The following is a 24,147-nucleotide window of genomic DNA, read 5'->3' on the forward strand; positions in this document are numbered from 1 at the left end:
TTCTATATTAATGTTACTTTAGTTATCCTATCAAAGCGTACAGTGGCAAAAGGAAGGCCGGTAAGAGGGCAATGATTTGAAAGTAAGAAAGCTATTTCTGATGTTGTTTATTGCCGTTCCACTGATCGTAATGATATTGGTGGGGTTACTCGCGGGTATCTTCCAGCTAAAACGAGATATCGCCGTCAGCGCCAATACGCTGCTGCGGTTTAGCGCGGATATATCCGCCGCCTCCTGGCAAGTCGCCGGAAAAGCCGCCAGACTGGCTGAGAGTTCCTGCACTGACACGCTGAAAGAACTGTCCAGAACGCGGGCCTTCACTCCTTATGTCCGTGACATTGGATTTCTGGAAAATGGTGATATCACTTGCTCCTTTGTCACAGGAACCGAACGCTATCATTTTTCCCGGCTGGCAGGGCTTTCTTTACCTGCTTCTTATCCGGAACGGTGGTTGCGATCTATCGGTAGTATGGCCGAAGGACCCGATCGCCTTGTTGTGGTGTATGTGAAAAAAGTAGCAGCGGATAAAGCGGCTTTCGTCATTGTGGATTCGCAGTATGTCCAGGAGCTCATGGAGATATTGGCTGCAGAAAGAGCATCAGCCTTTAGCCTGACATTCGGCGCAGGAGAGGCGATTACCAGCGCTGCGAAGTTGCGCGGTAAGGCGTTTTTAACGCAGCGGTTCACCTCAACCGATCACACTATCCAGCTGATGGTGCGAACCCCTTTCTCAACGTTATCGGCATACTGGTTACAAAACCTTTTTATTTTTATTCCGCTGTCATTGTGTCTTTCTGTAGGGATGATGTTGTTCTACAGGCGCTGGTATTTAAAACGCTTATCTCTGGCCCGGGAGATTGCCAGGGGAATAACGCACAATGAATTTACGGTACATTATCAACCTGTTTTTAATGTTAAACACGGTAGTTGCGGCGGCGTGGAGGCGCTAATGCGCTGGCCGCAACCGGATGGCCGTTTTATAACTCCCGATATTTTTATTACCGCCGCAGAAAATGAAGGCATGATTATTCCACTCTCTCGTCATCTGTTCGAACTGATTGCTCATGACGTGATAAACTGGACTGTACCGGATGATTTCTATATCAGCGTAAATATATCGCCTGCGCATCTTATGGATGACGGTTTTATACAAGATATAGAGGCGCTCAGGACTCGTTTGGGAACGATAACGCTTATGTTGGAGCTCACCGAACGTAGCCTGATTGTAGAACCTTCACAGGTCGCAGAAAAACTTTCAACGCTCCGTGAAAAAGGCGTGTTAATAGCGATTGATGATTTTGGGACCGGCTATTGCTCCCTCTCCTATCTCCAGCAATTACCTGTAGACTCTCTTAAAATAGACAGAACGTTTATCGATACCATTGATACCAGCAGCGATGATGTTCCTGTCCTGGATACTATCATTACGCTGAGTCAGCGACTGGGACTCAATGTGGTTGCCGAAGGGGTCAGTACCCAGCACCAATTGCGTTACATCTTAAGCCACGGGGTAGGATTCGTTCAGGGATTTCTTTATGCCAGGCCGATGGGGACTAATGACTTTATGAGTTGGCTTGGCAAGTCAGCCCAGCGGCAAAATGGTTTGCTCAAGGGGGAAAGCGGATCCGCGAGCGATCTGGTGGCTGAATAATGCAGGAACTCGCTACGGAAAAAAATTCAATAGCACGATATATCCTGGTAATATGTTTATGCCGTGAAGAAACGTGATAGCACTGGGGCGGATATTTTTATGAGTCAGAACAATTATCTGATTGACAAAAGGGTTATTCTTGATTGTGAACGAATGACGCTTTCCTGCGCCGGAGAGTCGATAACGATATCTGAATCGGAACGCAGTTTGCTTATCGCTTTTTATGAAGGCCTTTTTAAAAAAGATGATTTAATTAACTATGTCTGGGGGCGCAAAGGTGTCGTGGTCTCTGATGCCAGTTATTATAAATTGATTAACCAGCTACGAGGGTCATTTGATAAAATTGGTCTTAAGGGGGCGTCTGTTGTGACTCGCCCTCGCGTGGGTGTTTTACTCTCAGTTTCCATTGAACCGTTGAGTGATGAGGCGCAAAATACGCCGTTGCCTGCTGTTGCTGAAACAGAAGTATCGACGGTTGAAGTGCGGCACGATGACACTATTATTACCCCAACACCGGGCGCTGTGAATAAAAAAGATTGGCTCTACTTTTGCCTGGCCGCGCTTCTGATGTTTTTTATGATGTATAAAGTTAAGGGTGAAAATATTGATTACTTTACCCTCCAGGGTTCGTATGATGGATACACTTTTTATAGTGTCGGGCATGATAAAACCCATCTGACGGATATCGTTGAAGCGTACTCTGAGATGAGTAATGAAATACATAAACAAAACGGAAAAATCATTTATTACATTCGTGTGCCTAACACAAATATTTTTGTCCAGTGTCTTAACCAACTTGATATAGCGGAGCCGAAATGCATTTCCATAAAAGAACGTTATTAAGCGTGGCGACGCTTGGTATGCTGGCTGTTTCAGTCGTACTGATGGTAGTTTGGGTACGAAACAGTAACCATAGTTCTATTAATACTAATGAATTTTTATGTACGACAAGAACGGTAACGACGATACAGCCTAAAGATATCCATGCCGATGGCAGTCTTGTTCTTGATTTTAAGATGAAGAGAATTACGTTTCAATATGAAATAAAAACAAAAGATAACGGTGTAAAAATATTATACCGGGACGTGTATATGAAAAATTTACATCGAACAGCGCCTGGTGTTTATACGTTCGAAGTATCCCAGGTAAAAGTCTTTGCCACGGATACGGCTGGCGAGCTGTTATCACATTTACGGGTTTTGCATCCGGAAGCGGCTAATGAGATTCGAATATCTAAAGTGGGTGAGAAAACCTTTTTCTATTCTCTTAATCGGCAGCTTTATAACGTTTGTACCGCGCAGTAGATCTGAATGTTGTCTGAATGCGTCAGAAAGCGAGTTGCGAAATTGCCCTCCGCAAGGGTAAAGGTTAACTCGAACACCAGTTAAAGAGCATAAAAACAATGAGTTATGAATTTTTTACTCTTCATGGAGGTAACTGATACTCGCTGATAACCTCTCGCAGTCCGCCTGACGGATGCGATGCCAGGATCGGGTCTGAAGCAACCATGAATCCGCCATTAATAAAAAAGTAAGAACTCTGTAAGACTGATTTCATATCCATTATCGAATATATCAGGTTATATTACCTCCGCAGTTGGCATGACTGGTAATAAGCGCATTAGGTGCTCTTAATCTAAATGCTATTTGTGTGCCATAAGTTCCGGTACCGCCTTAATTATATATTAAAAATGGAGTGGTTTTAATGAAAAGACGGTCTTCGTTCCTTGTTTTTTTAGGTTTATTATTAGCGTCACCTTTAGCTTTGGCTAACGATCAGCACACCGTATCGTTTGGTTATGCACAAACTCATCTCAGTTCATTGAAAAATAGCGATAGCAAAGATCTGCGAGGCTTTAATTTTAAATATCGTTACGAGTTCAATGAGACCTGGGGGATGTTAGGCTCATTCACCGCGACGCGCAATGAAATGGAGAACTACACCTGGAAAGAGGGGAAATTGCATAAAAATGGTTCCGATTCTGTGGACTATGGTTCTTTGATGTTTGGACCAACATATCGTTTTAATGACTATGTGAGCCTGTACGGCAATGCGGGTATAGCGACGATGAAATTTAATAAACACTCAAAAGAAGACTCCTTTGCCTACGGCGCTGGCGTAATATTTAATCCAGTTAAGAGTATATCTATCGATGCATCATGGGAAGCCAGTCGTTTCTTCGCTGTGGATACCAATACATTTGGTGTCAGCGTAGGTTATCGCTTCTGATATTAAAAGTATAAGCGTTACGTTTATGGCAAGGAATTAAAAATAATATGGCGCTGCTACAGAATAGGGATGGTTATGAGCGCTCAGGTAATCTTAAGAGGAAGATAAAACACTCACCGTAGCGTTATTCTATTGATGAAATTATGATAAATTCACTATCGGAACAACTTCCGTTAAAAACGATAGGTATAGTTTTAACGGATGATTATTATACTTATTTAGGCATCGCTTCACTCTTTGAGGATGGGAAGTGCTTTATGTTCCCACTCAATGGAGAATATAATTCGTGTCAGATATCAGCTAGCGAAGATATCATAATTATTATTGATGGACGAGTTTTGATTCAGGGGGTCTGGAAAGGTTTTAAGGCGCTCATGCAGCATTATCCACATGCTCGTCGAATCTGGCTCACGCGCAGAGATATTGGAAAACTTTATCCACATGGCTGCGATAGAGATCCTGATATCGATCCCGATTTGGCAAAGCCTGTTTTTATTGAGCATTTCATTAAATACGCTTGTGCAAACGATGTAGCGGTCGGTGAAATTGCGCCGTTGACAAAAAAGGAGGAGGAGTTGTTATGGCACTTTTTATATAAAAAGTCGATGAGTCAGATCGCCAGTAGCTATGGCATGAGTCGTAAGACTTTGTACATTCATAGATTGCGTATCTGTCGTAAATATGGCTTCAAACGCTTTTTTCATTTGCTATTTATTTACCAAAGAAGTCGCCATATCTTCGCATCTAAAATTTGCCGTGTAGACAAAAACGCCGATCAGGCTTGAAGCAAACAAGATGAAAAAGTTAACGATGAGAGAGTGTGAAAGCATCAATCCTACTATGCTGCTTGCCATTAAGATACTTATCTCGGCGCTTGACGAAAAAACAAAAATAAGACTCAGAGAGCATATTGAAAAAACTGAACAAGAAATAGCCTCAAGCATACATGATAGCATCATGACAGAGACTTTTCTTCAGCAAATGAAAGACATTCGTTACATCTTAAATATAGTTCCTTGACGGCGTTCAGAAGCAAGAACGCGTTATTATTTAATGATTAATAGACCAGGTATTAGTATGAAAAAGATCTTAGTATGTTTCGTCGGCTTGGCTTTAACCGCATGTAGCGCTAATTCGTTGAATTATGGCGCTGAACAGGTACGGGTGATGACCAGCGAGCCAGGTAAGGAATGCAGCTACTTAGGGGATATCACGGGCAGCCAGGGGAATTTCTTTACCGGTGGCTGGACTTCCAACAGTAACCTGGAAACGGGTGCCCGTAACGATCTGAAAAACAAAGCTTATAAAATGGGCGGCAATACGGTAGTCCTGTTAACCCAGCGTGCAGGCCAGACAGGAAGTTCATGGCACGGTTCGGGCTCAAGCAAACAAACGAATGTCACGTTAAGCGGGAACGTTTATCGTTGCCCTCGTTAACCTTATTTTGCAGGTAATATATGCCTGTTTAGCGCGCGCGCCGCACTGGCGACGCGGGCGCTATTTGGGCTAACCTTGCTTTTTCTCACTGTATTCCCGCCAACCGCCGCCTAATGCTTTATACAGGTTAATGATATTTAACTGTTGCATGAGACGTGTGCGTACCAGGCGCTGTTGTGCGCCATAAAGCATACGATGGGTATCAAGCAGCGTAAGGTAGTCATCGACGCCTTCCTGAAAACGGAGTCCGGCCAGCTCATAGGCGATTTGACTGGCTTCAACCGCGCGTTGTTCTGATTGCACCTGGTCATTCAGCGTACGCTGTCCCGCCAGACCATCCGCCACGTCGCGAAAGGCTTGCTGAATAACGTTTTCATACCTGGCGATTTCAATCTGTTTTTGGACATGCGCCCTATCCAGGTCAGCGCGTAATGCGCCGCCGTGAAAGAGAGGCAAGGTGATTTGCGGTAGAAAACGCCAGCTTCCCGATCCCGGTTCAAAGAGTCCGCTAAGAGACGCGCTGGCCGTTCCCGCCGAGCCTGTCAGGCTGATGGTCGGGAAGAAGGCGGCGCGCGCTGCGCCTATCCGGGCGTTTGCGCCGCGCAGCCTGTACTCGGCGGCGCGAATATCCGGGCGGCGTACCAGCAGATCTGACGGTAATCCGCCTGGCAGTGTGGTCGGGATCGCGCCTTCTGTAAGCGTGACCGCTTCGTTTAGTCGACGCGACAGTTCAGGCGTGAGCGGCTGGCCCAACAGCAATTCCAGCGCGTTACGATCCCGCGCCAACTGTCGCGTATACGCCGCGCGATTGATTTCGGCAGAACGCAGCGCGATCTCCGCCATACGCAGATCGAGCTGTGTGGCGTTACCTGTCCGGGCAAGCTGGGTCGTCAATGTGTATGAACTTTTTTGCGCGGCCAGCGTATCCTCGGTTAAGCGCAGCAGCTCCCGGTCAGCCCGTAGCGTCAGCCAGGCGCTGGCGACTTCGGAAACCAGGCTCATTCGCGCCGCAATGTACGTCTCATCAAGCGCCATATAGGCGGCTAATGCCTGGTCGCTAAGGCTTCGCACTCGCCCCCAGAGATCCAGTTCCCAGGCCGTCGTCGCCCCAGCCGCCTCGTAGCGTCGGTTAATCTCAGACTCGTCCATGACGCTGAGATCGGCGGGAGTGCGACTGGCGTCCATGGCGGTGGCGATGCCGAGCGTCGGCAGCATCTCCGCGCGCTGAATGCGGTATAACGCCCGGGCGGCTTCAACATTGAGCCCTGCCTTGCGTAAATCCCGATTATTGCGTAACGCGATCGCAATCAGTTCCTGTAGAAGCGGATCGTGGAAGAAATCACGCCAGCCAATGTCAGCGGCATCCGGCGCGCCAGAAACGGTTGACGTTGCGTAGGGATAGACCATCGCAGTCGGCGATGCGGGGCGTTCGTGCTTCGGCGCCATCGTACAGCCAGCAAGCGTGGTGACGAAAGCAAGCGTCGCCAGCGTGGCGGTCTGCCGATAGCCTGTAAAAGTGATCTTCATTATGCCATTCCCATCATTATGCTTGCTGATCATGCGAATCAACGCGGTTCTCACGCTTTAATGCCATCCTGCGAACCACCACGTAAAATACAGGCGTCAATAACAGGCCGAAGAGCGTGACGCCCAACATGCCGGCAAACACGGCGATGCCCATCGCATGTCGCATTTCCGCGCCGGCACCCGTCGCGAGTACCAGTGGTACTACACCTGCGATAAAGGCGAATGAGGTCATCAGGATAGGACGCAGACGCAGGCGGGACGCTTCCAGTACGGCGGTCAGCGGGTCTGCGCCGTCGTGTTCTTTGGCGCGGGCAAACTCGACAATCAAAATGGCGTTCTTGGCCGCCAGGCCGACCAGCACCACGAAACCAATCTGCGTAAAGATATTGTTATCTCCGCCAGATACCCACACGCCGACAATGGCTGAGAGTAATGACATAGGCGCAATAAGCAGGACGGCGAAGGGCAGCGACCAACTGTTGTACTGCGCCGCCAGGATCAGGAAGGCCAGCAGCACCGCCAGCGCAAAGATAGCAAGCGCAGAGTTGCCGGCCTGTTTTTCCTGATAAACCAGATCGGTCCATTCGAAGACCATCCCTTCCGGTAACGTTTCACGCACGATCTTTTCAATCGCGTCCGTCGCCTGTCCGGAGGAGAAGCCCGGAGCCGGTCCACCGCTAATATCTACCGAGGGGAAGCCGTTGTAATGGATGATTCTGTCCGGCCCCGACTGGCGCATAATCGTGACGAAAGCGCTAAGCGGGATCATCTCGCCCTTCGCATTGCGGACTTTAAGCAGGCCGATATCCTCTTGCTGCATACGGAATGGCGCATCGGCCTGCGCCATCACCCGCCAGGCACGGCCAAATCGGTTGAAATCGTTGACGTAAAGCGAGCCGAGGTTAATTTGCAACGTTTCAAAGATGTCGGTGAGCGATACCCCCATTGATTTCGCCTTTACCCGGTCGATATCCACCTGTAATTGCGGGGCGTTTGTCTGGAAACTGGCCAGCATATTGGCCAGTTCGGGCGTCTGCATCGCCTTAGACATAATCTCGCTTTGCACCTTTGTCATCGCTTCAAATCCCAGTTCCGCACGATCTTCAATCTGCAATTTAAAGCCGCCCGTCGCGCCAAGCCCTGGAACCGGCGGTGGCGGGAAGATGCCAATAAATCCGTCGGGAATGTGGCTAAATTTGTGCATTAGCTTTCCGGCGATAGCGTTAGCGGAAAGCGAAGGATCTTCACGCTCGTCAAAGGGTTTCAGCATGGCGAACATCAGCGCCGAATTTGGCACATTTACCGGGCCGTTAACCGACAGACCGGGGAAGACGACGACGCTTTCAACGCCGGGTTCCGCCAGCGCGATAGCGGACATCTGTTTCACGACCGCCTCTGTGCGATCCAACGATGCGCCGCTTGGGAGCTGGGCGATGCCGACGAGATAGTATTTATCCTGCGCAGGCACAAACCCGTTCGGCACCTGATGGAAGCCAAGCCAGGTCAGCCCCACAAAGCCAGCATAGAGCACCATCACAATGACGCTGCCGCGCACGGCCCGACGGACGGCGCTAACATAGCGGTTCGACGCGCTGTCGAAGAAACGGTTAAAGCGATGGAAAAAACCGCCAGTGACCGTGCCCATCAACCGCGTTAGCCAGTCAGCCTTCGCAGTATCGTGGTGCGGTCTTAGCAAAATGGCAGCCAGCGCAGGGGAGAGCGTCAGCGAGTTAATGGCCGAAAGGATGGTCGAAATAGCGATGGTCAACGCGAACTGACGATAAAACTCACCCTGCAGGCCCGCCAGGAATGCGGAAGGGATAAAGACCGCCGTTAGCACCGAGGTAATAGAAAGAATGGGACCAGTGACTTCATCCATCGCCTTCTTTGCCGCCTCTCCGGGACTTTTGCCCTGCGAGATATGCCGTTCCACGTTTTCGACCACAACGATGGCGTCATCGACAACGATACCTATCGACAGGACCAAACCAAACAGCGAAAGCGTATTCAGCGAAAAGCCAAACAGGTGCATCAAGGCAAAGGTGCCGACCAGCGAAACGGGAACCGCCACCAGAGGAATAATGGACGCCCGCCAGGTTTGCAGGAACATCACCACGACAAGGACGACCAGCACGAGGGCTTCCAGCAACGTAATCGCCACCGATTGTAGCGATGCGCGCACGAAGACCGTAGGATCATAGGCAATCCGGTATTCGATATCCTGCGGGAAGTTTTGCTGCAACTCATCCATTTTGCCGCGAATCGCGTTAGAAACGTCAATCGCATTGGCGCCCGGACTTTGAATAATCTGTAACGCTGGCGCCGCTTCGCCATTCAGTAAACTGCGCAGCGTATAGGCATCTGCGCCCAGCGTGACGCGGGCGACATCACGCAGACGCGTCACCTCGCCGTCAGCGCCGATTTTTACCACAATCTCGCCGAACTGTTCTTCGCTGGTCAGGCGGCCCAGCGTGTTTACCGTCATCTGAAAAGCGGCGGAGGCCTCCGGCTGTTGCCCGACGGAACCGGCGGCGACCTGTACGTTTTGTTCCCGCAACGCCGTAACGATATCACTGGCGGTAAGACCGCGGTTGGCGATTTTCGCCGGGTCCAGCCAGACGCGCATGGCGTACTCGCCCGCGCCCCAGACGAGAACATCGCCGACGCCGGGTAAACGGGCCAGTTCGTCGCGAACCTGCCGGATGGCGAAGTTAGACAGGTAAAGCGAGTCATAGCGTTTTTGCGGCGAGACAAGATGAACCACCATCAACATATCGGGGGACGTTTTCTCCGTTACAACGCCAATTCGCTGGACTTCTTCGGGCAGGCGAGGCAGCGCGCGGGATACCCGGTTTTGCACCTGAATTTGCGCCATATCAGGATCGGTTCCCTGTTCGAAGGCGATAGAGATAACCATGCGACCATCAATGGCCATCTGGGTATTCATATACAACATGCCGTCAACGCCGTTGATCACCTGTTCCAGCGGCGCGGCTACCGTATCGGCAATCACTTGCGGGTTAGCGCCGGGGTAGCTGGCGCTAACCTGTACCGTGGGCGGCGTAACGGCCGGATATTCACTCAGCGGCAGTTTTAAAAAGGCGATAGCGCCAGCCAGCAGCATTAACAGCGACAGGACGATGGCGAAGATGGGGCGTGCAATGAAAAAGTGGGTGAATTTCATTGGCGCACCGCCTTCGGCGCACTGTCGCCGTCCGCTTTAGTCAATGTCGCGGTCTGTTTGTCGGTCACATTCTGCCGCATCGGCACCAGACGTGGCGCAACGGTCATGCCAGGACGCACCAGCCCCTTGAGGATGATTTTTTCTCCCGGCAGTACTCCCTGTGTAACGACGCGGAATCCATCGACCATTTGTCCCAACTCAACCGGACGATACTCCACCTGATTCTCCTTGCCGACGATCAGCACATAGTTTTTGCCCTGATCGGCGCTCACCGCCAGATCGTCAATCAGCACGGTTTCCCGCGGCTCGCCGATGGGCAAACTGATTCGGGCAAACAGGCCGGGAGAAAGCATTCCGTCGGGGTCAGGAATCACGGCGCGTGCCCGGATAGTGCCGGTGCTGCGGTTCATCTGATTGCCCATAAAGTCGAGTACGCCCTGATAAGGCAGCCCGTTATCGGTGGTTAACCCCATGTTGACTACCGGTGGATTTTTGTCGGAGCGGGTATGCCGTAACGCCTTCAGCCAGGTGGCTTCGTCAATATCGAAATACACATACATGGGATTGTGAGACACGATAGTCGTCAGAAGCGTGGCGTTACCCGCTACGCCGCCGCTGACCAGATTGCCCCGGGTCACCAGTATGCGGTCAACGCGTCCGGCAATGGGCGCGGTAATACGGGTCCAGGAGAGTTCAAGGCGCGCTGCGGCGACGGCGGCTTTGGCCGATTGCATCTGCGCCTGTCGCGCATTACGCGTGGCGGTGACATCGTCAGCGTTTTTACGTGATACGGCGCCGCTGGCGACCAGTCGTTGAATGCGATCGAAATCCGCCTGCGCCTGGCGGGCCAGTACTTCAGCCTGACGTAATTGCGCGACGGCGGTGTCGAGGGCGACCTCGAACGGGCGCGGATCGATCTGGAACAGCAGTTGTCCGCGGCTTACCAGACGTCCTTCCGGAACGCTGATGGCGTCAAGGGTTCCTCCCACGCGCGAACGCAGCTCCACGGTTTCCGGCGCGGCCAGAAAACCGGTGAATTCCGCCGTAGGCGCGAGTGTACGGCTAAGGGCTTTAGCAACCGGTACCGACGGTGGAGGCGGCGCGCTGGCCGGGGGGCCGACGGCGTTGTCTTTATCCCATAGTGCTTCGCCGGCCATGTAAATCACGCCCCCGATGGCGGCGATGACGCCGGCTATCAACATAATTTTGAATGTTCTACGCATGTCGTTTCCCTCTTTACCGCAGCGTGTCGGCCATTCCGCAACGCTGCCGCAGAATTTTTGGCAAAGGCTAGGCGTTACAACGAAGGAAAGGTCAAGCGTTCCTGACGGGTTTTTACGGGGCGTGGGTCGGCATCGTGGCGTAAATGTCTCGCATCATCCTCTTTTATGAGCCATCTCACATTCTCGCCGAACCGTGCAGCCTGAATACGCTTGACCTTCCCACAATGGCAAGCTTTAGGCTTTCTGATACCGAATAGTCAGGATGGGGAAGTCGTCATGAGTCAGTCAGAAAATCGTCACGACACGATAAGCTTACTTATTGAAGGTATGACCTGCGCGTCGTGCGTCGCTCGCGTTGAAAAAGGTATTAAGGCTGTGCCTGGCGTAACGGACGCTACGGTGAATCTGGCGACGGAGCGCGCCACCGTCCGCGGGACGGCGTCGGCGGAGGCGGTGATCGCGGCGATTGAAAAAACGGGGTATAAGGCGCGACCGATAGAGACGGCGGGGCAGGGCGAAGACGACTCTGAAGAGAAAAAAGAGGCCGAGCGCGTCAGGCTGAAGCGCGATCTGATTCTCGCCAGCGTGCTGGCGCTCCCCGTTTTTGTGCTTGAAATGGGCTCGCACCTTATTCCTGGTATGCACGAGTGGGTGATAAAAACGATTGGCCTGCAACAAAGCTGGTACTGGCAATTTGCACTGACCCTGTTGGTGCTGACGATCCCCGGTCGCCGTTTTTACCTTAAAGGGTTCCCGGCGCTGGCGCGTCTGGCGCCGGACATGAACTCGCTGGTCGCCGTGGGAACCGCAGCGGCATTCGGCTACTCGCTGGTGGCGACCTTTACGCCCGACCTGTTGCCTGAAGGGACGGTAAACGTCTATTACGAGGCCGCCGCAGTGATTGTCGCGCTTATTCTGCTGGGGCGCTTTCTGGAGGCAAGGGCGAAGGGGCGGACTTCCGAAGCGATTAAACGTCTGGTGGGGCTACAGGCGCGGGTCGCGCATGTGTTACGCGAGGGCCGCATCGTGGATATCCCTGTCGACGAGGTTGTGCTGGGCGACTGTGTGGAGGTTCGGCCAGGCGAGCGGATCCCGGTTGACGGCGAAGTGACCGAAGGCCGCAGCTTCGTTGACGAGTCGATGATTACCGGCGAACCGATACCGGTTGAGAAATCCGCAGGAAGCGCGGTGGTGGGCGGTACCGTAAACCAAAAAGGCGCGCTCACGCTGCGGGCGACCGCCGTCGGCGGACAGACCATGCTGGCGCAAATCATTCGTCTGGTGGAACAGGCGCAGGGTTCAAAACTGCCGATTCAGGCCGTCGTGGATAAAGTGACGCTGTGGTTTGTCCCGATGGTGATGCTTATTGCTGCGCTGACCTTTGTGGTATGGCTGGCGTTTGGGCCGTCGCCAGCGCTGACTTTCGCTCTGATCAATGGCGTTGCGGTTCTGATTATCGCCTGTCCTTGCGCGATGGGCCTGGCGACGCCGACCTCTATTATGGTGGGAACCGGTCGTGGGGCGGAAATGGGCGTGCTGTTCCGTAAGGGGGAGGCGTTACAGCTACTCAAAGACGCTAAGGTGGTGGCCGTAGACAAAACCGGGACGCTTACCGAAGGCCGCCCGGTACTGACCGATCTCGACGTGGCCAGCGGCTTTGAACGCCGTGAGGTGCTGGCGAAAGTCGCGGCGGTAGAATCGCGTTCAGAGCATCCGATTGCCCGTGCGATTGTCGTGTCGGCAGAAGAGGAAGGGATCGCGCTACCAGGCATGAGCGGCTTCGAATCGGTGACCGGGATGGGCGTATACGCTACCGTTGACGGTACGCGTGTTGACGTGGGGGCTGATCGCTATATGCGCGAAATTGGCGTGGATATTAGCGGCTTCGCCACCACCGCCGAACGGTTAGGGCAGGAAGGGAAATCGCCGCTCTATGCGGCTATTGACGGTCAACTGGCGGCGATTATCGCCGTGGCCGATCCGATCAAACCCAGTACGCCCGCCGCAATTAACGCTTTACATCAGCTCGGCATTAAGGTCGCCATGATCACTGGCGATAATGCCCGCACGGCACAGGCTATCGCCAGACAGTTAGGAATTGATGATGTGGTTGCCGAGGTATTGCCAGAAGGGAAAGTCGAGGCGATACGGCGCCTGAAAGCGGCGTATGGGCAGGTGGCGTTTGTCGGCGATGGCATCAACGATGCGCCAGCGCTGGCGGAGTCCGACGTGGGGCTGGCGATTGGCACCGGCACCGATGTGGCGGTGGAATCCGCCGACGTCGTACTAATGTCCGGCAACCTGCAAGGCGTGCCGAATGCTATCGCGCTGTCTAAAGCGACCATCCGCAATATCCACCAGAATCTGTTCTGGGCCTTTGCTTACAATACGGCGCTGATTCCTGTCGCGGCAGGCGCGCTATTTCCGGTCTGGGGCATATTATTGTCACCGGTATTCGCCGCAGGGGCGATGGCGATGTCGAGCGTGTTCGTGCTGGGCAACGCTTTGCGGCTGCGCCGTTTCCGGGCGCCGATGGCAACCCCATCCGACACATCCACGACATGAGGAGGAGCGTCATGAACATCGGTAAAGCAGCTAAAGCATCGAAAGTCTCGGCCAAAATGATTCGCTACTATGAACAGATTGGTCTGATTCCCGCGGCAAGTCGGACGGATTCCGGCTATCGGGCCTATACCCAGGCTGATGTTAATCAATTGCATTTTATACGCCGCGCGCGCGACCTCGGTTTTTCAGTTGCTGAAATCAGCGACTTACTGAATCTTTGGAATAACCAGTCGCGGCAAAGCGCTGACGTCAAACGCCTGGCGCAGACGCACATTGATGAACTGGACAGACGTATCCAGAACATGCAGCACATGGCGCAAACCCTCAAAGCGCTGATTCACTGCTGCGCCGGCGACGCGCTGCCAGATTGCCCCATTCTGCATACGCTTGGACAACCTGACGATAGCGAGCCGGAGGCGCGTACCGGAGCGGTATTGCGACGTCCTCGTCGCCACGGACTGGCAAAGCGTCTGTAAGTCCTGAGATTACGCTTGACCTTCCAACACTGGCAAGGTCCAGACTGGCAACAGTTCCCACACAAAAGGAGTTCACTATGCAGTTCCATATTGATGACATGACCTGCGGCGGCTGCGCCAGTACGGTAAAAAAGACGATTCTGACTCTCGATGCTAATGCGACGGTGAGAACTGACCCGGCGACGCGTCTGGTTGACGTTGAAACGTCGCTATCCGCGGAGCAGATTGCCGCCGCCCTGCAAAAGGCCGGTTTCCCGCCGCGCGAGAGGTAATCGTCAATGGCGATCGGTCTGGCGACAGGCCGGTCGCGATACGCTAGCCACGCTTCGCTTTTCTTTGCGTGAGATAATCCCCATAAAAAGTGTGACAAATCATGTGTCAGTAAGCTTTGTTAATAATATGTAATGATTTGTCTATTTTTGCTAACATTTTACCTGCTATATACAAAAAGATAACAAATAAGTAGCGCAACGCTACCTTGTTACGTCGCTTTGACGACGGGAGCGCTCCAGCGTTTCGCCCGCTTCAAAGCTTGATGTTATTTTTTGATGCAGGACACTACCTATGTACACCCCCCTGAACTGGACGACGACACAACGACATGTGGCGTTTGCCTGCTTTACCAGTTGGATGCTGGATGCGTTTGATTTCTTTATCCTTGTCTTTGTACTTAGCGATCTCGCCGAATGGTTTCACGCTTCCGTATCGGACGTTTCCATTGCGATTATGCTGACCCTGGCGGTACGTCCCATTGGCGCGCTGCTATTTGGCCGAATGGCGGAAAAGTACGGACGTCGACCGATACTGATGCTCAATATTCTGTTTTTTACGGTGTTTGAACTGCTTTCCGCCTGGTCGCCCACCTTCATGGCATTTCTGATTTTTCGGGTCATGTACGGCGTGGCGATGGGCGGGATATGGGGCGTCGCGTCATCACTGGCGATGGAAACCATTCCCGATCGTTCGCGTGGCCTGATGTCGGGCATTTTTCAGGCGGGCTATCCCTGCGGCTATCTGTTCGCCTCGGTTATTTTTGGCCTCTTCTACAGTATGGTAGGCTGGCGCGGTATGTTCCTGATTGGCGCCCTGCCTGTTGTCTTGCTGCCTTATATCTGGTTTAAAGTGCCGGAATCCCCCGTCTGGCTGGCGGCCAGAGCGCGTAAAGAGAATACCGCGCTGCTTCCTGTTCTGCGCAAACAGTGGAAGTTGTGTCTGTATCTGGTGCTGGTCATGGCGTTCTTTAACTTTTTCAGTCACGGTACGCAGGATCTCTATCCTACCTTCCTGAAGATGCAGCATGGTTTTGATCCGCATCTGATCAGTATCATTGCAATTTTTTATAACATTGCCGCCATGCTCGGCGGTATTTTCTACGGTACGCTATCGGAACGTATTGGGCGTAAAAAAGCGATCATGATCGCCGCCTTTCTTGCGCTTCCGGTACTCCCGCTATGGGCATTTTCCAGCGGATCATTCACGATTGGTCTGGGCGCGTTCCTGATGCAGTTTATGGTGCAGGGCGCCTGGGGTGTCGTGCCGACCTGGCTGAACGAGCTGGTTCCGGCGAATGCGCGCGCCGTGCTGCCAGGGTTTGTTTACCAACTCGGTAATTTACTGGCGTCGGTTAATGCGACGTTACAGGCCCGCATCGCGGAAACGCATGGTGGCAATTACGGGTTGGCAATGGCGATCGTGGCTGGCGCGGTGGCTATTTTAATCTGTGTATTTGTGGCATTTGGTCGCGAGACCCGGGGAGTCGTCATCTCCGGTACAGATAGCGACGCCCTCCCGGAGTCGGCCATCAGTCATCGCACGTAAACACTACGCTCCTGGCGCATACTGTCGCCGGGAGCACGCCTTCCTCCCGTCGTTTTCACGCCCTTTCAACGAACAACAAAGGTTAATGATGGCATCTGCCGTTCGTGACCATTACAATCATCGCTTACTTTTTTCTTTATAAGAAATTGATTGCTGCACCTTAAAATTATCAACGGAGCGAAGATATCATGTTGAAAGATAACCAAAAACACAACGAGTCTGTTGCCCCGAATAGCGCCTTTCTGTCTGAGTTACAACGTGCATTACCGGAATTTTTTACCGCCGATCGCTATAACGAGCAGGGCGAACTGATCGCGAAAGGCGGATTTGATCTCGCCAGATTTGAGCGCGCGCTGAAAGCGCGTAATATTGATGAGCTGACTAGCGGTTATCAGATTGATTTTATTGGCAAAGATTACGCAAAAAAACAGGCGGGTGAAAAATCCGTTACCGTTATCGTTCCTGACGTGGAACACAATACTCTGGCAGAAAATAAAAACAGCCATAATCTTTTTCTGACCGGAGATAATCTGGATGTGTTACGCCATCTGCAAAATAATTACGCCGATACCGTCGATATGATCTATATCGATCCCCCTTATAACACCGGATCGGACGGGTTTGTCTATCCCGATCATTTTGAATATAGCGATCGGGCGTTGCAGGATATGTTTGGTCTTAATGATACCGAACTGGCACGTTTAAAATCCATTCAGGGTAAATCGACGCACTCCGCGTGGTTATCTTTCATGTATCCGCGTCTTTTCCTGGCCAGGAAGCTCCTGAAAGATACCGGGTTTATTTTTATCTCTATCGACGATAATGAGTACGCCAATCTTAAATTAATGATGGATGAGATTTTTGGCGAAGGCGGATTTGTCACCAATGTGATGTGGAAGCGCAAAAAAGAGATTTCTAACGACTCTGATAACGTTTCCATCCAGGGGGAATACATTCTTGTTTATGCCAAAACCGGTCAGGGCGCTTTACGTTTAGAACCGCTTTCTAAAGAGTATATTCAGAAATCCTATAAAGAACCGACCGAACAGTTTCCAGAAGGGAAATGGCGACCGGTGCCGTTAACGGTGTCAAAAGGGCTGAGCGGCGGCGGCTATACCTATAAAATTACCACGCCGAACGGTACGGTACACGAAAGACTATGGGCTTATCCTGAAGCCAGTTACCAAAAACTGGTGGCCGATAATCTGGTCTATTTTGGCAAAGATAACGGCGGTATTCCCCAGCGAGTCATGTACGCGCATCACAGTAAGGGGCAGCCAACGACCAATTACTGGGATAACGTAGCGTCGAATAAAGAGGGGAAAAAGGAGATTCTGGATCTCTTCGGCGACAACGTTTTTGATACGCCGAAACCGACCGCATTATTGAAGAAAATCATCAAGCTCGCTATCGATAAAGACGGCGTCGTCCTGGACTTTTTTGCCGGTTCCGGCACTACGGCCCATGCGGTAATGGCGCTGAATGAAGAAGATGGGGGGCAGCGCACGTTTATTCTGTGTACTATCGATCAGGCATTAAGCAATAACACTATCGCGAAAAAAGCAGGTTATAACACTATTGATGAAATCAGCCGCGAGCGAATTACACGCGTTGCGGCGAAGATCCGCGCCAACAATCCCGCGACCAATAGCGATCTCGGTTTTAAACATTATCGTTTTGCCACTCCGACACAGCAGACGCTGGACGATCTGGATAGCTTCGATATTGCTACCGGCCATTTTATCAATACCAGCGGTCAACTGGCCGCTTTCACCGAGTCAGGATTTACCGACATGATCAATCCTTTTTCCGCCAGAGGATTGGGCGTGCCGGGCGGCGCAAGCGGCGAAGAGACCTTATTAACGACATGGCTGGTCGCCGATGGTTATAAAATGGATATTGACGTACAGACCGTTGATTTTTCCGGCTATTGCGCCAGGTATGTTGATAATACGCGCCTGTATCTGATTGATGAACGATGGGGAACAGAGCAGACCCGCGATCTTCTCAACCACATTGGTACGCACCAGCTTCCGGTTCAGACCATTGTCATTTACGGCTACTCTTTCGACCTTGAATCCATTCGTGAACTGGAAATCGGCTTAAAACAGCTTGATCAAAAAGTGAACCTGGTGAAGCGTTATTAAGAGGGGATGATGATGAATATTTTACTGGAAGAACTTCCCCATCAGGAACAGGCGTTAGCGGCGATTCTGGCGAGTTTCACCGGTATCGATCACGCGCAAGCCGATCATAATCACTATGCTAATCCGCTGATTAAGGAACGTTACGACGATAAGGCCAATATTGACGTTAAAATGGAGACCGGGACGGGTAAAACCTATGTCTATACCCGGTTGATGTATGAATTGCATCAGAAGTATGGCCTCTTCAAATTTGTGCTGGTGGTGCCGACGCCAGCCATTAAAGAAGGCGCGCGGAACTTTATTACCAGCGATTACGCCAGACAGCATTTTTCACAGTTCTACGAAAATACGCGGATGGAACTTTGCACCATCAACGCCGGTGATTTTAAAGTAAAGTCGGGGCGTAAAAATTTTCCGGCCCAGCTATTAAGTTTTACTGATGCCAGCCGTCGTGATAGCCATACGATTCAGGTTTTGCTGATCAATGCGCAAATGCTCAATTCCGCCAGTATGACGCGAGACGATTACGATCAAACGCTCCTGGGCGGGCTGACGTCGCCTGTTAAAGGGCTGCAAATGACGCGACCGGTGGTCATTATTGATGAACCGCATCGTTTTGCGCGAGATAACAAATTTTATCGAGCGATTCAGGCTATTCAGCCGCAAATGATCGTCCGCTTTGGCGCTACCTTCCCGGATATTGTCGAAGGTAAGGGTAAAAATAAATGTGTACGTAAAGATTACTATCGCCGGCAACCGCAGTTTGATCTCAACGCGGTGGACAGTTTTAACGATGGTTTGGTGAAAGGTATTGATATTTATTACCCGAATCTCCCCGAAGAACAGGCCAACAATCGTTATATCGTTGACAGCGTCACGGCAAAGAAATTAATCCTCCGACGGGGGAGCAAAATTGCCGAGGTTGGCGTGGGCGAAAATCTCGCCGATGTCGATGCAGGATTTGAAGGCAGTATCGAATATGCCGGCAGTAAAATGTTGTCGAACGATCTGGAGCTGGAGGCAGGGATGGCGCTGGTGCCAGGAACCTTTGGCGCGAGCTACCAGGAACTGATTATTCAGGACGCTATCGATAAGCATTTTGACACTGAGCAGGCAAATTTCTTACGCAGCAATGAGCCAGAAAATAATGCCCCGCGTATTAAGACCTTAAGCCTTTTCTTTATTGACAGTATTAAAAGCTATCGTGATGACGAAGGCTGGTTGAAAGTCACTTTTGAGCGTTTGCTGAAAAAGAAACTGACGCAACTGATTGACGATTATCAGCGCAAGACCCTGCCGCGAGAAGTGGAGTATCTGTCGTTTCTGCAGGCCACGCTCGCCAGCCTGCACTCGGATAACCAAAACGTCCACGCTGGTTACTTTGGCGAAGACCGCGGAAGCGGTGATGAGGCGATCCAGGCTGAGGTAGATGATATTCTGAAAAATAAAGAGAAGTTGCTCAGTTTTTCAGACCATCACGGCAACTGGGAAACGCGCCGCTTTCTGTTTTCAAAATGGACGCTTCGCGAAGGCTGGGATAACCCGAATGTTTTTGTCATTGCTAAATTACGTTCTTCCGGTAGCGAGTCGAGCAAAATTCAGGAAGTGGGGCGCGGCCTGCGGCTACCGGTAGATGAAAATGGTCATCGCGTTCATCAGGAAGAGTGGCCGTCCCGACTGTCGTTTCTGATTGGTTATGATGAAAAAGCGTTTGCCAGTATGCTGGTTGATGAGATTAATCGCGACAGCAAAGTTCAGCTTAACGAGCAGAAGCTGGATGAGGCGATGATCACACTCATCGTCACCGAGCGACAAAAAGTCGATCCTGCGTTTACGGAGCTTCGTTTGCTGGAAGATCTGGATGATAAAAAACTGATCAACCGGAGCAATGAGTTTAAACCCAGCGTCACGCTTAACGGGGAAACCAAAAGTGGTTTTGCGTGGCTACTGGAGTTCTACCCTGAGCTGACGCAGGCGCGGGTGCGAGCGGATCGCATTCGTGACAATAAGCCCGCCTCCCGGCTGCGAGTCAGGTTACGCAAAGAGAATTGGGAACAACTTAGCAGTATCTGGGAGCAGTTTTCCCGCCGTTATATGCTGCAATTCGAGCGTAGCGGCGCTTCTCTGGAACAAATTGCCGCCGAGGTGCTGCGCGATCCGGCGCTGTATATTCGCCAGAAGCCAAGCCAGGTGCAACAACGGCTGGTATCGAATGAAGATAATGGCCGTTTTGAAGTGGCGCAGCGGGAAGGCGAATTAGCCGCCAGCGAATTTATGGCGGGCATGAAATATGGCCATTTTCTTAAGCAACTGGCGTTACGCACCAGTCTGCCGGTTAACGTCCTGCACCCGGTGTTAATGGCGATGCTGCGTGATGTTTTGCACGGAGATTCACGCTATTTAAGCGAGATCTCGTTGGACAATATGACCCGCGCATTACAGACGCGGATTAATGCGCATTTTGCGCAGCGCCACGATTATCTGCCTCTCGATTTTCAGGCTTCAACGTCGGTATTTGATTCCACGGCACGGCAGTTCAGAGAGGAGATTAGCGCTGAAATTGTGGGGAAAAATGTGGATGAGAATGCGATAGACGATCCCCGTTCTCTCTATCAAATACCGCCGTTGCGTTATGACAGCGTCGATCCAGAATTGCCGCTATTAAAATACGATTATCCGCAACAGGTTTCTGTGTTTGGCAAACTGCCTAAGCGGGCCATTCAGATCCCCAAATATACGGGGGGCTCTACTACGCCGGATTTTGTGTACCGTATTGAGCGTCAGGACGCCGACAGCGTTTATTTACTGGTTGAAACTAAAGCAGAAAATATGCGCGTAGGCGATCAGGTTATTCTTGATGCGCAACGTAAATTCTTCGATATGCTGCGTCGGCAAAATATCAATGTCGAGTTTGCGGAAGCGACCAGCGCGCCGGCGGTATTTTCTACGATCAATGGCTTGATTGAGGGGAAGGCAAACTAACGGGTTTGAATGAACCTTAACGGTTATCTTTTTGATAGACCATATAAAATGGCCGCCGCGCAGCGAGCGTTGCGGTCATTCTCCCTGTGCTAATCCCCCGTCCCGTAAACCGCGTTGACTTGAAGGTTATCGTTTTACGTCTATTCTTAACTTTCAGCTACGCGTATTTTGCTGAAATTGCAAATAGTCTTGAAGACGCTGTTTTTTTGTTTTGCCGTTATTTTTATAACGGCCAGGTAGATATTGCCAAGTGAATGTAACTAAGGGAGACATGTTATGCTAAATAGATACTACCGTTTCGCTGTCGAAAAAGACGACCCCTCCGAAGCGCCAGAGTCGGGCGATAAGCCTGACAGCCAGCCGCAAAAAAAATCGTAATTTATCTGGATATTCCCCGACGTTTATACGTTTGGGGAAAATAACCGTTTCGTTTCAACCTGGTTGCGAACAGTGAATATTTTACACGAAGTGACTATATATAAACGGGAGGGAACATGGAGTTTGATGCCTTCTTTTTAGCGAGACTCCAGTTTGCCTTTACCGTCTCTTTTCATATTATTTTCCCCGCGATTACGATTGGCTTAGCCAGTTACCTGGTGGTACTGGAAGGTTTATGGCTAAAAACGCGTAATCCTGTCTGGCGCTCGCTCTATCAGTTCTGGCTCAAAATTTTTGCCGTCAACTTCGGGATGGGCGTGGTCTCCGGTCTGGTCATGGCTTACCAGTTCGGAACGAACTGGAGCGGTTTTTCCCAGTTCGCCGGCAGTATCACCGGGCCTTTATTAACCTATGAAGTGCTCACCGCATTCTTCCTGGAAGCGGGATTCTTAGGCGTGATGCTTTTTGGCTGGAACAAAGTCGGGCCGGGTCTGCATTTCTTGTCTACCTGTATGGTGGCGTTGGGCACGTTAATGTCGACGTTCTGGATTCTGGCGTCTAACAGCTGGATGCATACCCCGCAGGGATTTGAAATTCACAACGGTCAGGTAGTCCCGGTGGACTGGTTCGCGGTGATTTTCAACCCGTCGTTCCCGTATCGCCTGTTGCATATGTCCGTTGCGGCGTTTTTAAGTAGCGCGATGTTTGTCGGCGCGTCCGCTGCCTGGCATTTACTGAAAGGTAACGATACGCCGGCTATCCGCCGTATGTTCTCGATGGCGTTATGGATGGCGGTCGTGGTGGCGCCCGTTCAGGCATTGATTGGCGATATGCATGGCCTTAACACCCTGAAGCATCAGCCGGTCAAAATCGCCGCGATTGAGGGGCACTGGGAAAATACGCCCGGCGAGCCAACGCCGCTTACGCTGGTAGGCTGGCCGGATATGGAGGCGGAACGGACCCGCTATGCGCTTGAGATCCCGGCGTTGGGCAGTCTGATCCTGACGCATAGCCTGGACAAACAGGTGCCTGCGCTAAAAGATTATCCCAAAGAGGATCGCCCCAACTCTACCGTGGTGTTCTGGTCTTTCCGTCTGATGGTGGGCATGGGCGTACTGATGATCTTCCTGGGGCTGGCCAGCCTGTGGCTACGCTACCGACGCCGACTGTATCATTCGCGGCCCTTTATGCACTTTGCGCTGTGGATGGGGCCGTCCGGGCTTATCGCCATCCTTGCCGGATGGGTGACGACGGAAGTAGGACGCCAGCCGTGGGTGGTCTATGGCCTGCTGCGAACGCGTGATGCGGTTTCCGCGCACAGTACCTTGCAGATGAGCATCAGTTTGCTGGCCTTCTTTGTGGTCTATTCCCTGGTCTTTGGGGTTGGCTATATTTATATGATTCGCCTTATCCAGAAAGGGCCGCAGCCGGCGGAGACACCGACCGCTGAAACCGATGGCAGACCCGCGCGTCCTATCTCTGCCGTGGGAGAATCGCTTGAGCAGGAGAAACGCGAATGACCATCGATCTTCCGGTTATCTGGTTTGCTATTATCGTGTTCGCCACGCTGATGTATATCGTAATGGATGGGTTCGATCTGGGCGTCGGTATCCTGTTTCCGTTTATTCGTGATAAACACGATCGCGATGTTATGGTGAACTCAGTCGCGCCGGTATGGGACGGGAACGAAACCTGGCTGGTGCTGGGCGGGGCCGGGCTTTTTGGCGCGTTCCCGTTGGCTTATGCCGTCATCACCGACGCGCTGACTATCCCGCTGGTGGTTATGCTGCTTGGTCTTATCTTTCGCGGCGTCGCTTTTGAATTCCGTTTTAAAGCCACCGAGTCGCATCGCGCGTTCTGGGATAAATCCTTTATCGTCGGGTCAATCCTGGCGACCTTTGCCCAGGGGGTTGTGGTGGGCGCGGTGGTGAGCGGTTTTCAGGTGGAAGGGCGAACCTTTAGCGGTTCGCAGCTTGACTGGCTGACGCCGTTTAACCTGTTCTGCGGCGTCGGTCTGGTTGTCACCTACGCGCTGCTGGGCGCTACCTGGCTGATTATGAAAAGCGAAGATCCGCTGCATAGCCGGATGTGCGCGCTGTCGCGCCCGTTGTTGATCGTCTTGTTGTTGGTGATGGGAGGCGTCAGCGTGTGGACGCCGCTCACCCACGACGACATCGCCGAGCGCTGGTTCACGCTGCCCAATTTATACTACTTCCTGCCGGTGCCTGTGCTGGTGTTGGCTTTTAGCGTCTGGCTATGGCGCAGCGTGAAAAAACCAGAATCCCATGCGCGTCCATTTATTCTCACGCTAGGGCTGATTTTTCTGGGGTTCAGCGGGTTAGGCATCAGTATTTGGCCGAATATTATTCCACCGGATATTTCGCTGTATGCCGCCGCCGCGCCGCCGCAAAGTCAAAGCTTTATGCTGGTTGGGGCGCTGATAATCATCCCGATTATTCTGGCTTATACCTTCTGGAGCTACTACGTCTTCCGTGGAAAAGTGCGACATGGTGAGGGATATCACTGATGG

Annotated in this window: 19 protein-coding genes and 18 other annotated features; of the genes, 16 read left to right on the top strand and 3 right to left on the bottom strand. The window is 51.7% G+C overall.

The window, feature by feature from the left end:
* The first annotated feature begins 71 nt into the window (after positions 1-71).
* Positions 72-77, top strand: a ribosome-binding site (putative RBS for STM0343; RegulonDB:STMS1H000699).
* The 7 genes from STM0343 to STM0349 all read left to right on the top strand — a co-directional run bounded on the left by STM0343 (position 72) and on the right by STM0349 (position 5,317).
* The gene (locus STM0343; RefSeq protein ID NP_459338.1) for a putative diguanylate cyclase/phosphodiesterase domain 1 occupies positions 72-1,651 on the top strand. Within the gene, positions 77-1,651 belong to an annotated coding region; the region does not span the whole gene. It overlaps the preceding feature by 6 nt.
* A 93-nt stretch (positions 1,652-1,744) precedes the next feature.
* Positions 1,745-1,750: a ribosome-binding site (putative RBS for STM0344; RegulonDB:STMS1H000700), on the top strand.
* The gene (locus STM0344; RefSeq protein NP_459339.1) for a putative response regulator occupies positions 1,745-2,494 on the top strand. Within the gene, positions 1,751-2,494 belong to an annotated coding region; the region does not span the whole gene. Its footprint overlaps the feature before it by 6 nt.
* Positions 2,461-2,466, top strand: a ribosome-binding site (putative RBS for STM0345; RegulonDB:STMS1H000701). Its footprint overlaps the gene before it by 6 nt.
* Positions 2,461-2,955 (top strand): putative inner membrane protein gene (locus STM0345; protein ID NP_459340.1). Within the gene, positions 2,467-2,955 belong to an annotated coding region; the region does not span the whole gene. Before STM0344 ends, STM0345 begins: the two co-directional genes overlap by 34 nt.
* A 394-nt stretch (positions 2,956-3,349) precedes the next feature.
* Positions 3,350-3,355: a ribosome-binding site (putative RBS for STM0346; RegulonDB:STMS1H000702), on the top strand.
* Positions 3,350-3,880, top strand: a protein-coding gene (locus STM0346) for a putative outer membrane protein; homolog of ail and ompX (RefSeq protein NP_459341.1). Within the gene, positions 3,356-3,880 belong to an annotated coding region; the region does not span the whole gene. It overlaps the preceding feature by 6 nt.
* Positions 3,881-4,023: 143 nt before the next feature.
* The gene (locus STM0347) at positions 4,024-4,665 is read left to right on the top strand and encodes a putative response regulator (RefSeq protein ID NP_459342.1); all 642 of its coding nucleotides are present in this window, start codon (positions 4,024-4,026) and stop codon (positions 4,663-4,665) included.
* A gap of 4 nt (positions 4,666-4,669) precedes the next feature.
* Positions 4,670-4,675 (top strand) — a ribosome-binding site (putative RBS for STM0348; RegulonDB:STMS1H000703).
* Positions 4,670-4,900, top strand: a protein-coding gene (locus STM0348; RefSeq protein NP_459343.1) for a putative inner membrane protein. Within the gene, positions 4,676-4,900 belong to an annotated coding region; the region does not span the whole gene. (Overlaps the previous feature by 6 nt.)
* Before the next feature lie 50 nt (positions 4,901-4,950).
* Positions 4,951-4,956 (top strand) — a ribosome-binding site (putative RBS for STM0349; RegulonDB:STMS1H000704).
* Positions 4,951-5,317 (top strand): putative outer membrane lipoprotein gene (locus STM0349; RefSeq protein ID NP_459344.1). Within the gene, positions 4,958-5,317 belong to an annotated coding region; the region does not span the whole gene. It overlaps the preceding feature by 6 nt.
* Before the next feature lie 69 nt (positions 5,318-5,386).
* Here the strand turns inward: STM0349 and STM0350 are convergent.
* The 3 genes from STM0350 to STM0352 all read right to left on the bottom strand — a co-directional run bounded on the left by STM0350 (position 5,387) and on the right by STM0352 (position 11,257).
* The gene (locus STM0350; protein NP_459345.3) for a homology to outer membrane efflux protein occupies positions 5,387-6,915 on the bottom strand. Within the gene, positions 5,387-6,898 belong to an annotated coding region; the region does not span the whole gene.
* Positions 6,861-10,034, bottom strand: a protein-coding gene (locus STM0351; protein NP_459346.1) for a putative cation efflux system protein. Within the gene, positions 6,861-10,028 belong to an annotated coding region; the region does not span the whole gene. Before STM0351 ends, STM0350 begins: the two co-directional genes overlap by 55 nt.
* Positions 6,910-6,915, bottom strand: a ribosome-binding site (putative RBS for STM0350; RegulonDB:STMS1H000705). (Overlaps the previous gene by 6 nt.)
* Positions 10,025-11,257, bottom strand: a protein-coding gene (locus STM0352; RefSeq protein NP_459347.3) for a putative cation efflux pump. Within the gene, positions 10,025-11,251 belong to an annotated coding region; the region does not span the whole gene. Before STM0352 ends, STM0351 begins: the two co-directional genes overlap by 10 nt.
* Positions 10,029-10,034 (bottom strand) — a ribosome-binding site (putative RBS for STM0351; RegulonDB:STMS1H000706). It overlaps the preceding gene by 6 nt.
* Positions 11,252-11,257: a ribosome-binding site (putative RBS for STM0352; RegulonDB:STMS1H000707), on the bottom strand. Its footprint lies within the gene STM0352.
* A gap of 263 nt (positions 11,258-11,520) precedes the next feature.
* Positions 11,521-11,526: a ribosome-binding site (putative RBS for STM0353; RegulonDB:STMS1H000708), on the top strand.
* Here STM0352 and STM0353 point away from each other — a divergent pair.
* The 9 genes from STM0353 to STM0361 all read left to right on the top strand — a co-directional run bounded on the left by STM0353 (position 11,521) and on the right by STM0361 (position 24,144).
* The gene (locus STM0353) for a putative cation transport ATPase (RefSeq protein ID NP_459348.1) occupies positions 11,521-13,816 on the top strand. Within the gene, positions 11,528-13,816 belong to an annotated coding region; the region does not span the whole gene. Its footprint overlaps the feature before it by 6 nt.
* Before the next feature lie 3 nt (positions 13,817-13,819).
* Positions 13,820-13,825: a ribosome-binding site (putative RBS for STM0354; RegulonDB:STMS1H000710), on the top strand.
* Positions 13,820-14,292 (top strand): putative transcriptional regulator gene (locus STM0354; RefSeq protein NP_459349.1). Within the gene, positions 13,828-14,292 belong to an annotated coding region; the region does not span the whole gene. Its footprint overlaps the feature before it by 6 nt.
* Positions 14,293-14,362: 70 nt before the next feature.
* Positions 14,363-14,368 (top strand) — a ribosome-binding site (putative RBS for STM0355; RegulonDB:STMS1H000711).
* Positions 14,363-14,564 (top strand): putative copper chaperone gene (locus STM0355; protein NP_459350.1). Within the gene, positions 14,370-14,564 belong to an annotated coding region; the region does not span the whole gene. (Overlaps the previous feature by 6 nt.)
* A gap of 285 nt (positions 14,565-14,849) precedes the next feature.
* Positions 14,850-14,855: a ribosome-binding site (putative RBS for STM0356; RegulonDB:STMS1H000712), on the top strand.
* The gene (locus tag STM0356; RefSeq protein ID NP_459351.1) for a putative inner membrane protein occupies positions 14,850-16,110 on the top strand. Within the gene, positions 14,857-16,110 belong to an annotated coding region; the region does not span the whole gene. (Overlaps the previous feature by 6 nt.)
* Before the next feature lie 182 nt (positions 16,111-16,292).
* Positions 16,293-16,298, top strand: a ribosome-binding site (putative RBS for mod; RegulonDB:STMS1H000713).
* Positions 16,293-18,257 (top strand): DNA methylase; restriction system gene (gene mod, locus STM0357; protein NP_459352.1). Within the gene, positions 16,299-18,257 belong to an annotated coding region; the region does not span the whole gene. Its footprint overlaps the feature before it by 6 nt.
* Positions 18,258-18,259: 2 nt before the next feature.
* Positions 18,260-18,265, top strand: a ribosome-binding site (putative RBS for res; RegulonDB:STMS1H000714).
* Positions 18,260-21,239, top strand: a protein-coding gene (gene res, locus STM0358) for a DNA restriction (DNA helicase) (RefSeq protein ID NP_459353.3). Within the gene, positions 18,267-21,239 belong to an annotated coding region; the region does not span the whole gene. Its footprint overlaps the feature before it by 6 nt.
* Positions 21,240-21,510: 271 nt before the next feature.
* Positions 21,511-21,516 (top strand) — a ribosome-binding site (putative RBS for STM0359; RegulonDB:STMS1H000715).
* Positions 21,511-21,617, top strand: a protein-coding gene (locus STM0359) for a putative cytoplasmic protein (RefSeq protein ID NP_459354.1). Within the gene, positions 21,516-21,617 belong to an annotated coding region; the region does not span the whole gene. It overlaps the preceding feature by 6 nt.
* Positions 21,618-21,727: 110 nt before the next feature.
* Positions 21,728-21,733, top strand: a ribosome-binding site (putative RBS for STM0360; RegulonDB:STMS1H000716).
* Positions 21,728-23,137, top strand: a protein-coding gene (locus tag STM0360; protein NP_459355.1) for a cytochrome BD2 subunit I. Within the gene, positions 21,734-23,137 belong to an annotated coding region; the region does not span the whole gene. (Overlaps the previous feature by 6 nt.)
* Positions 23,126-23,131, top strand: a ribosome-binding site (putative RBS for STM0361; RegulonDB:STMS1H000717). (Overlaps the previous gene by 6 nt.)
* Positions 23,126-24,144 (top strand): cytochrome BD2 subunit II gene (locus STM0361; protein ID NP_459356.1). Within the gene, positions 23,134-24,144 belong to an annotated coding region; the region does not span the whole gene. Before STM0360 ends, STM0361 begins: the two co-directional genes overlap by 12 nt.
* The last annotated feature ends 3 nt before the right edge of the window (positions 24,145-24,147 follow it).

Source organism: Salmonella enterica subsp. enterica serovar Typhimurium str. LT2 (assembly GCF_000006945.2).
Classification (GTDB): Bacteria; Pseudomonadota; Gammaproteobacteria; order Enterobacterales; family Enterobacteriaceae; genus Salmonella; species Salmonella enterica.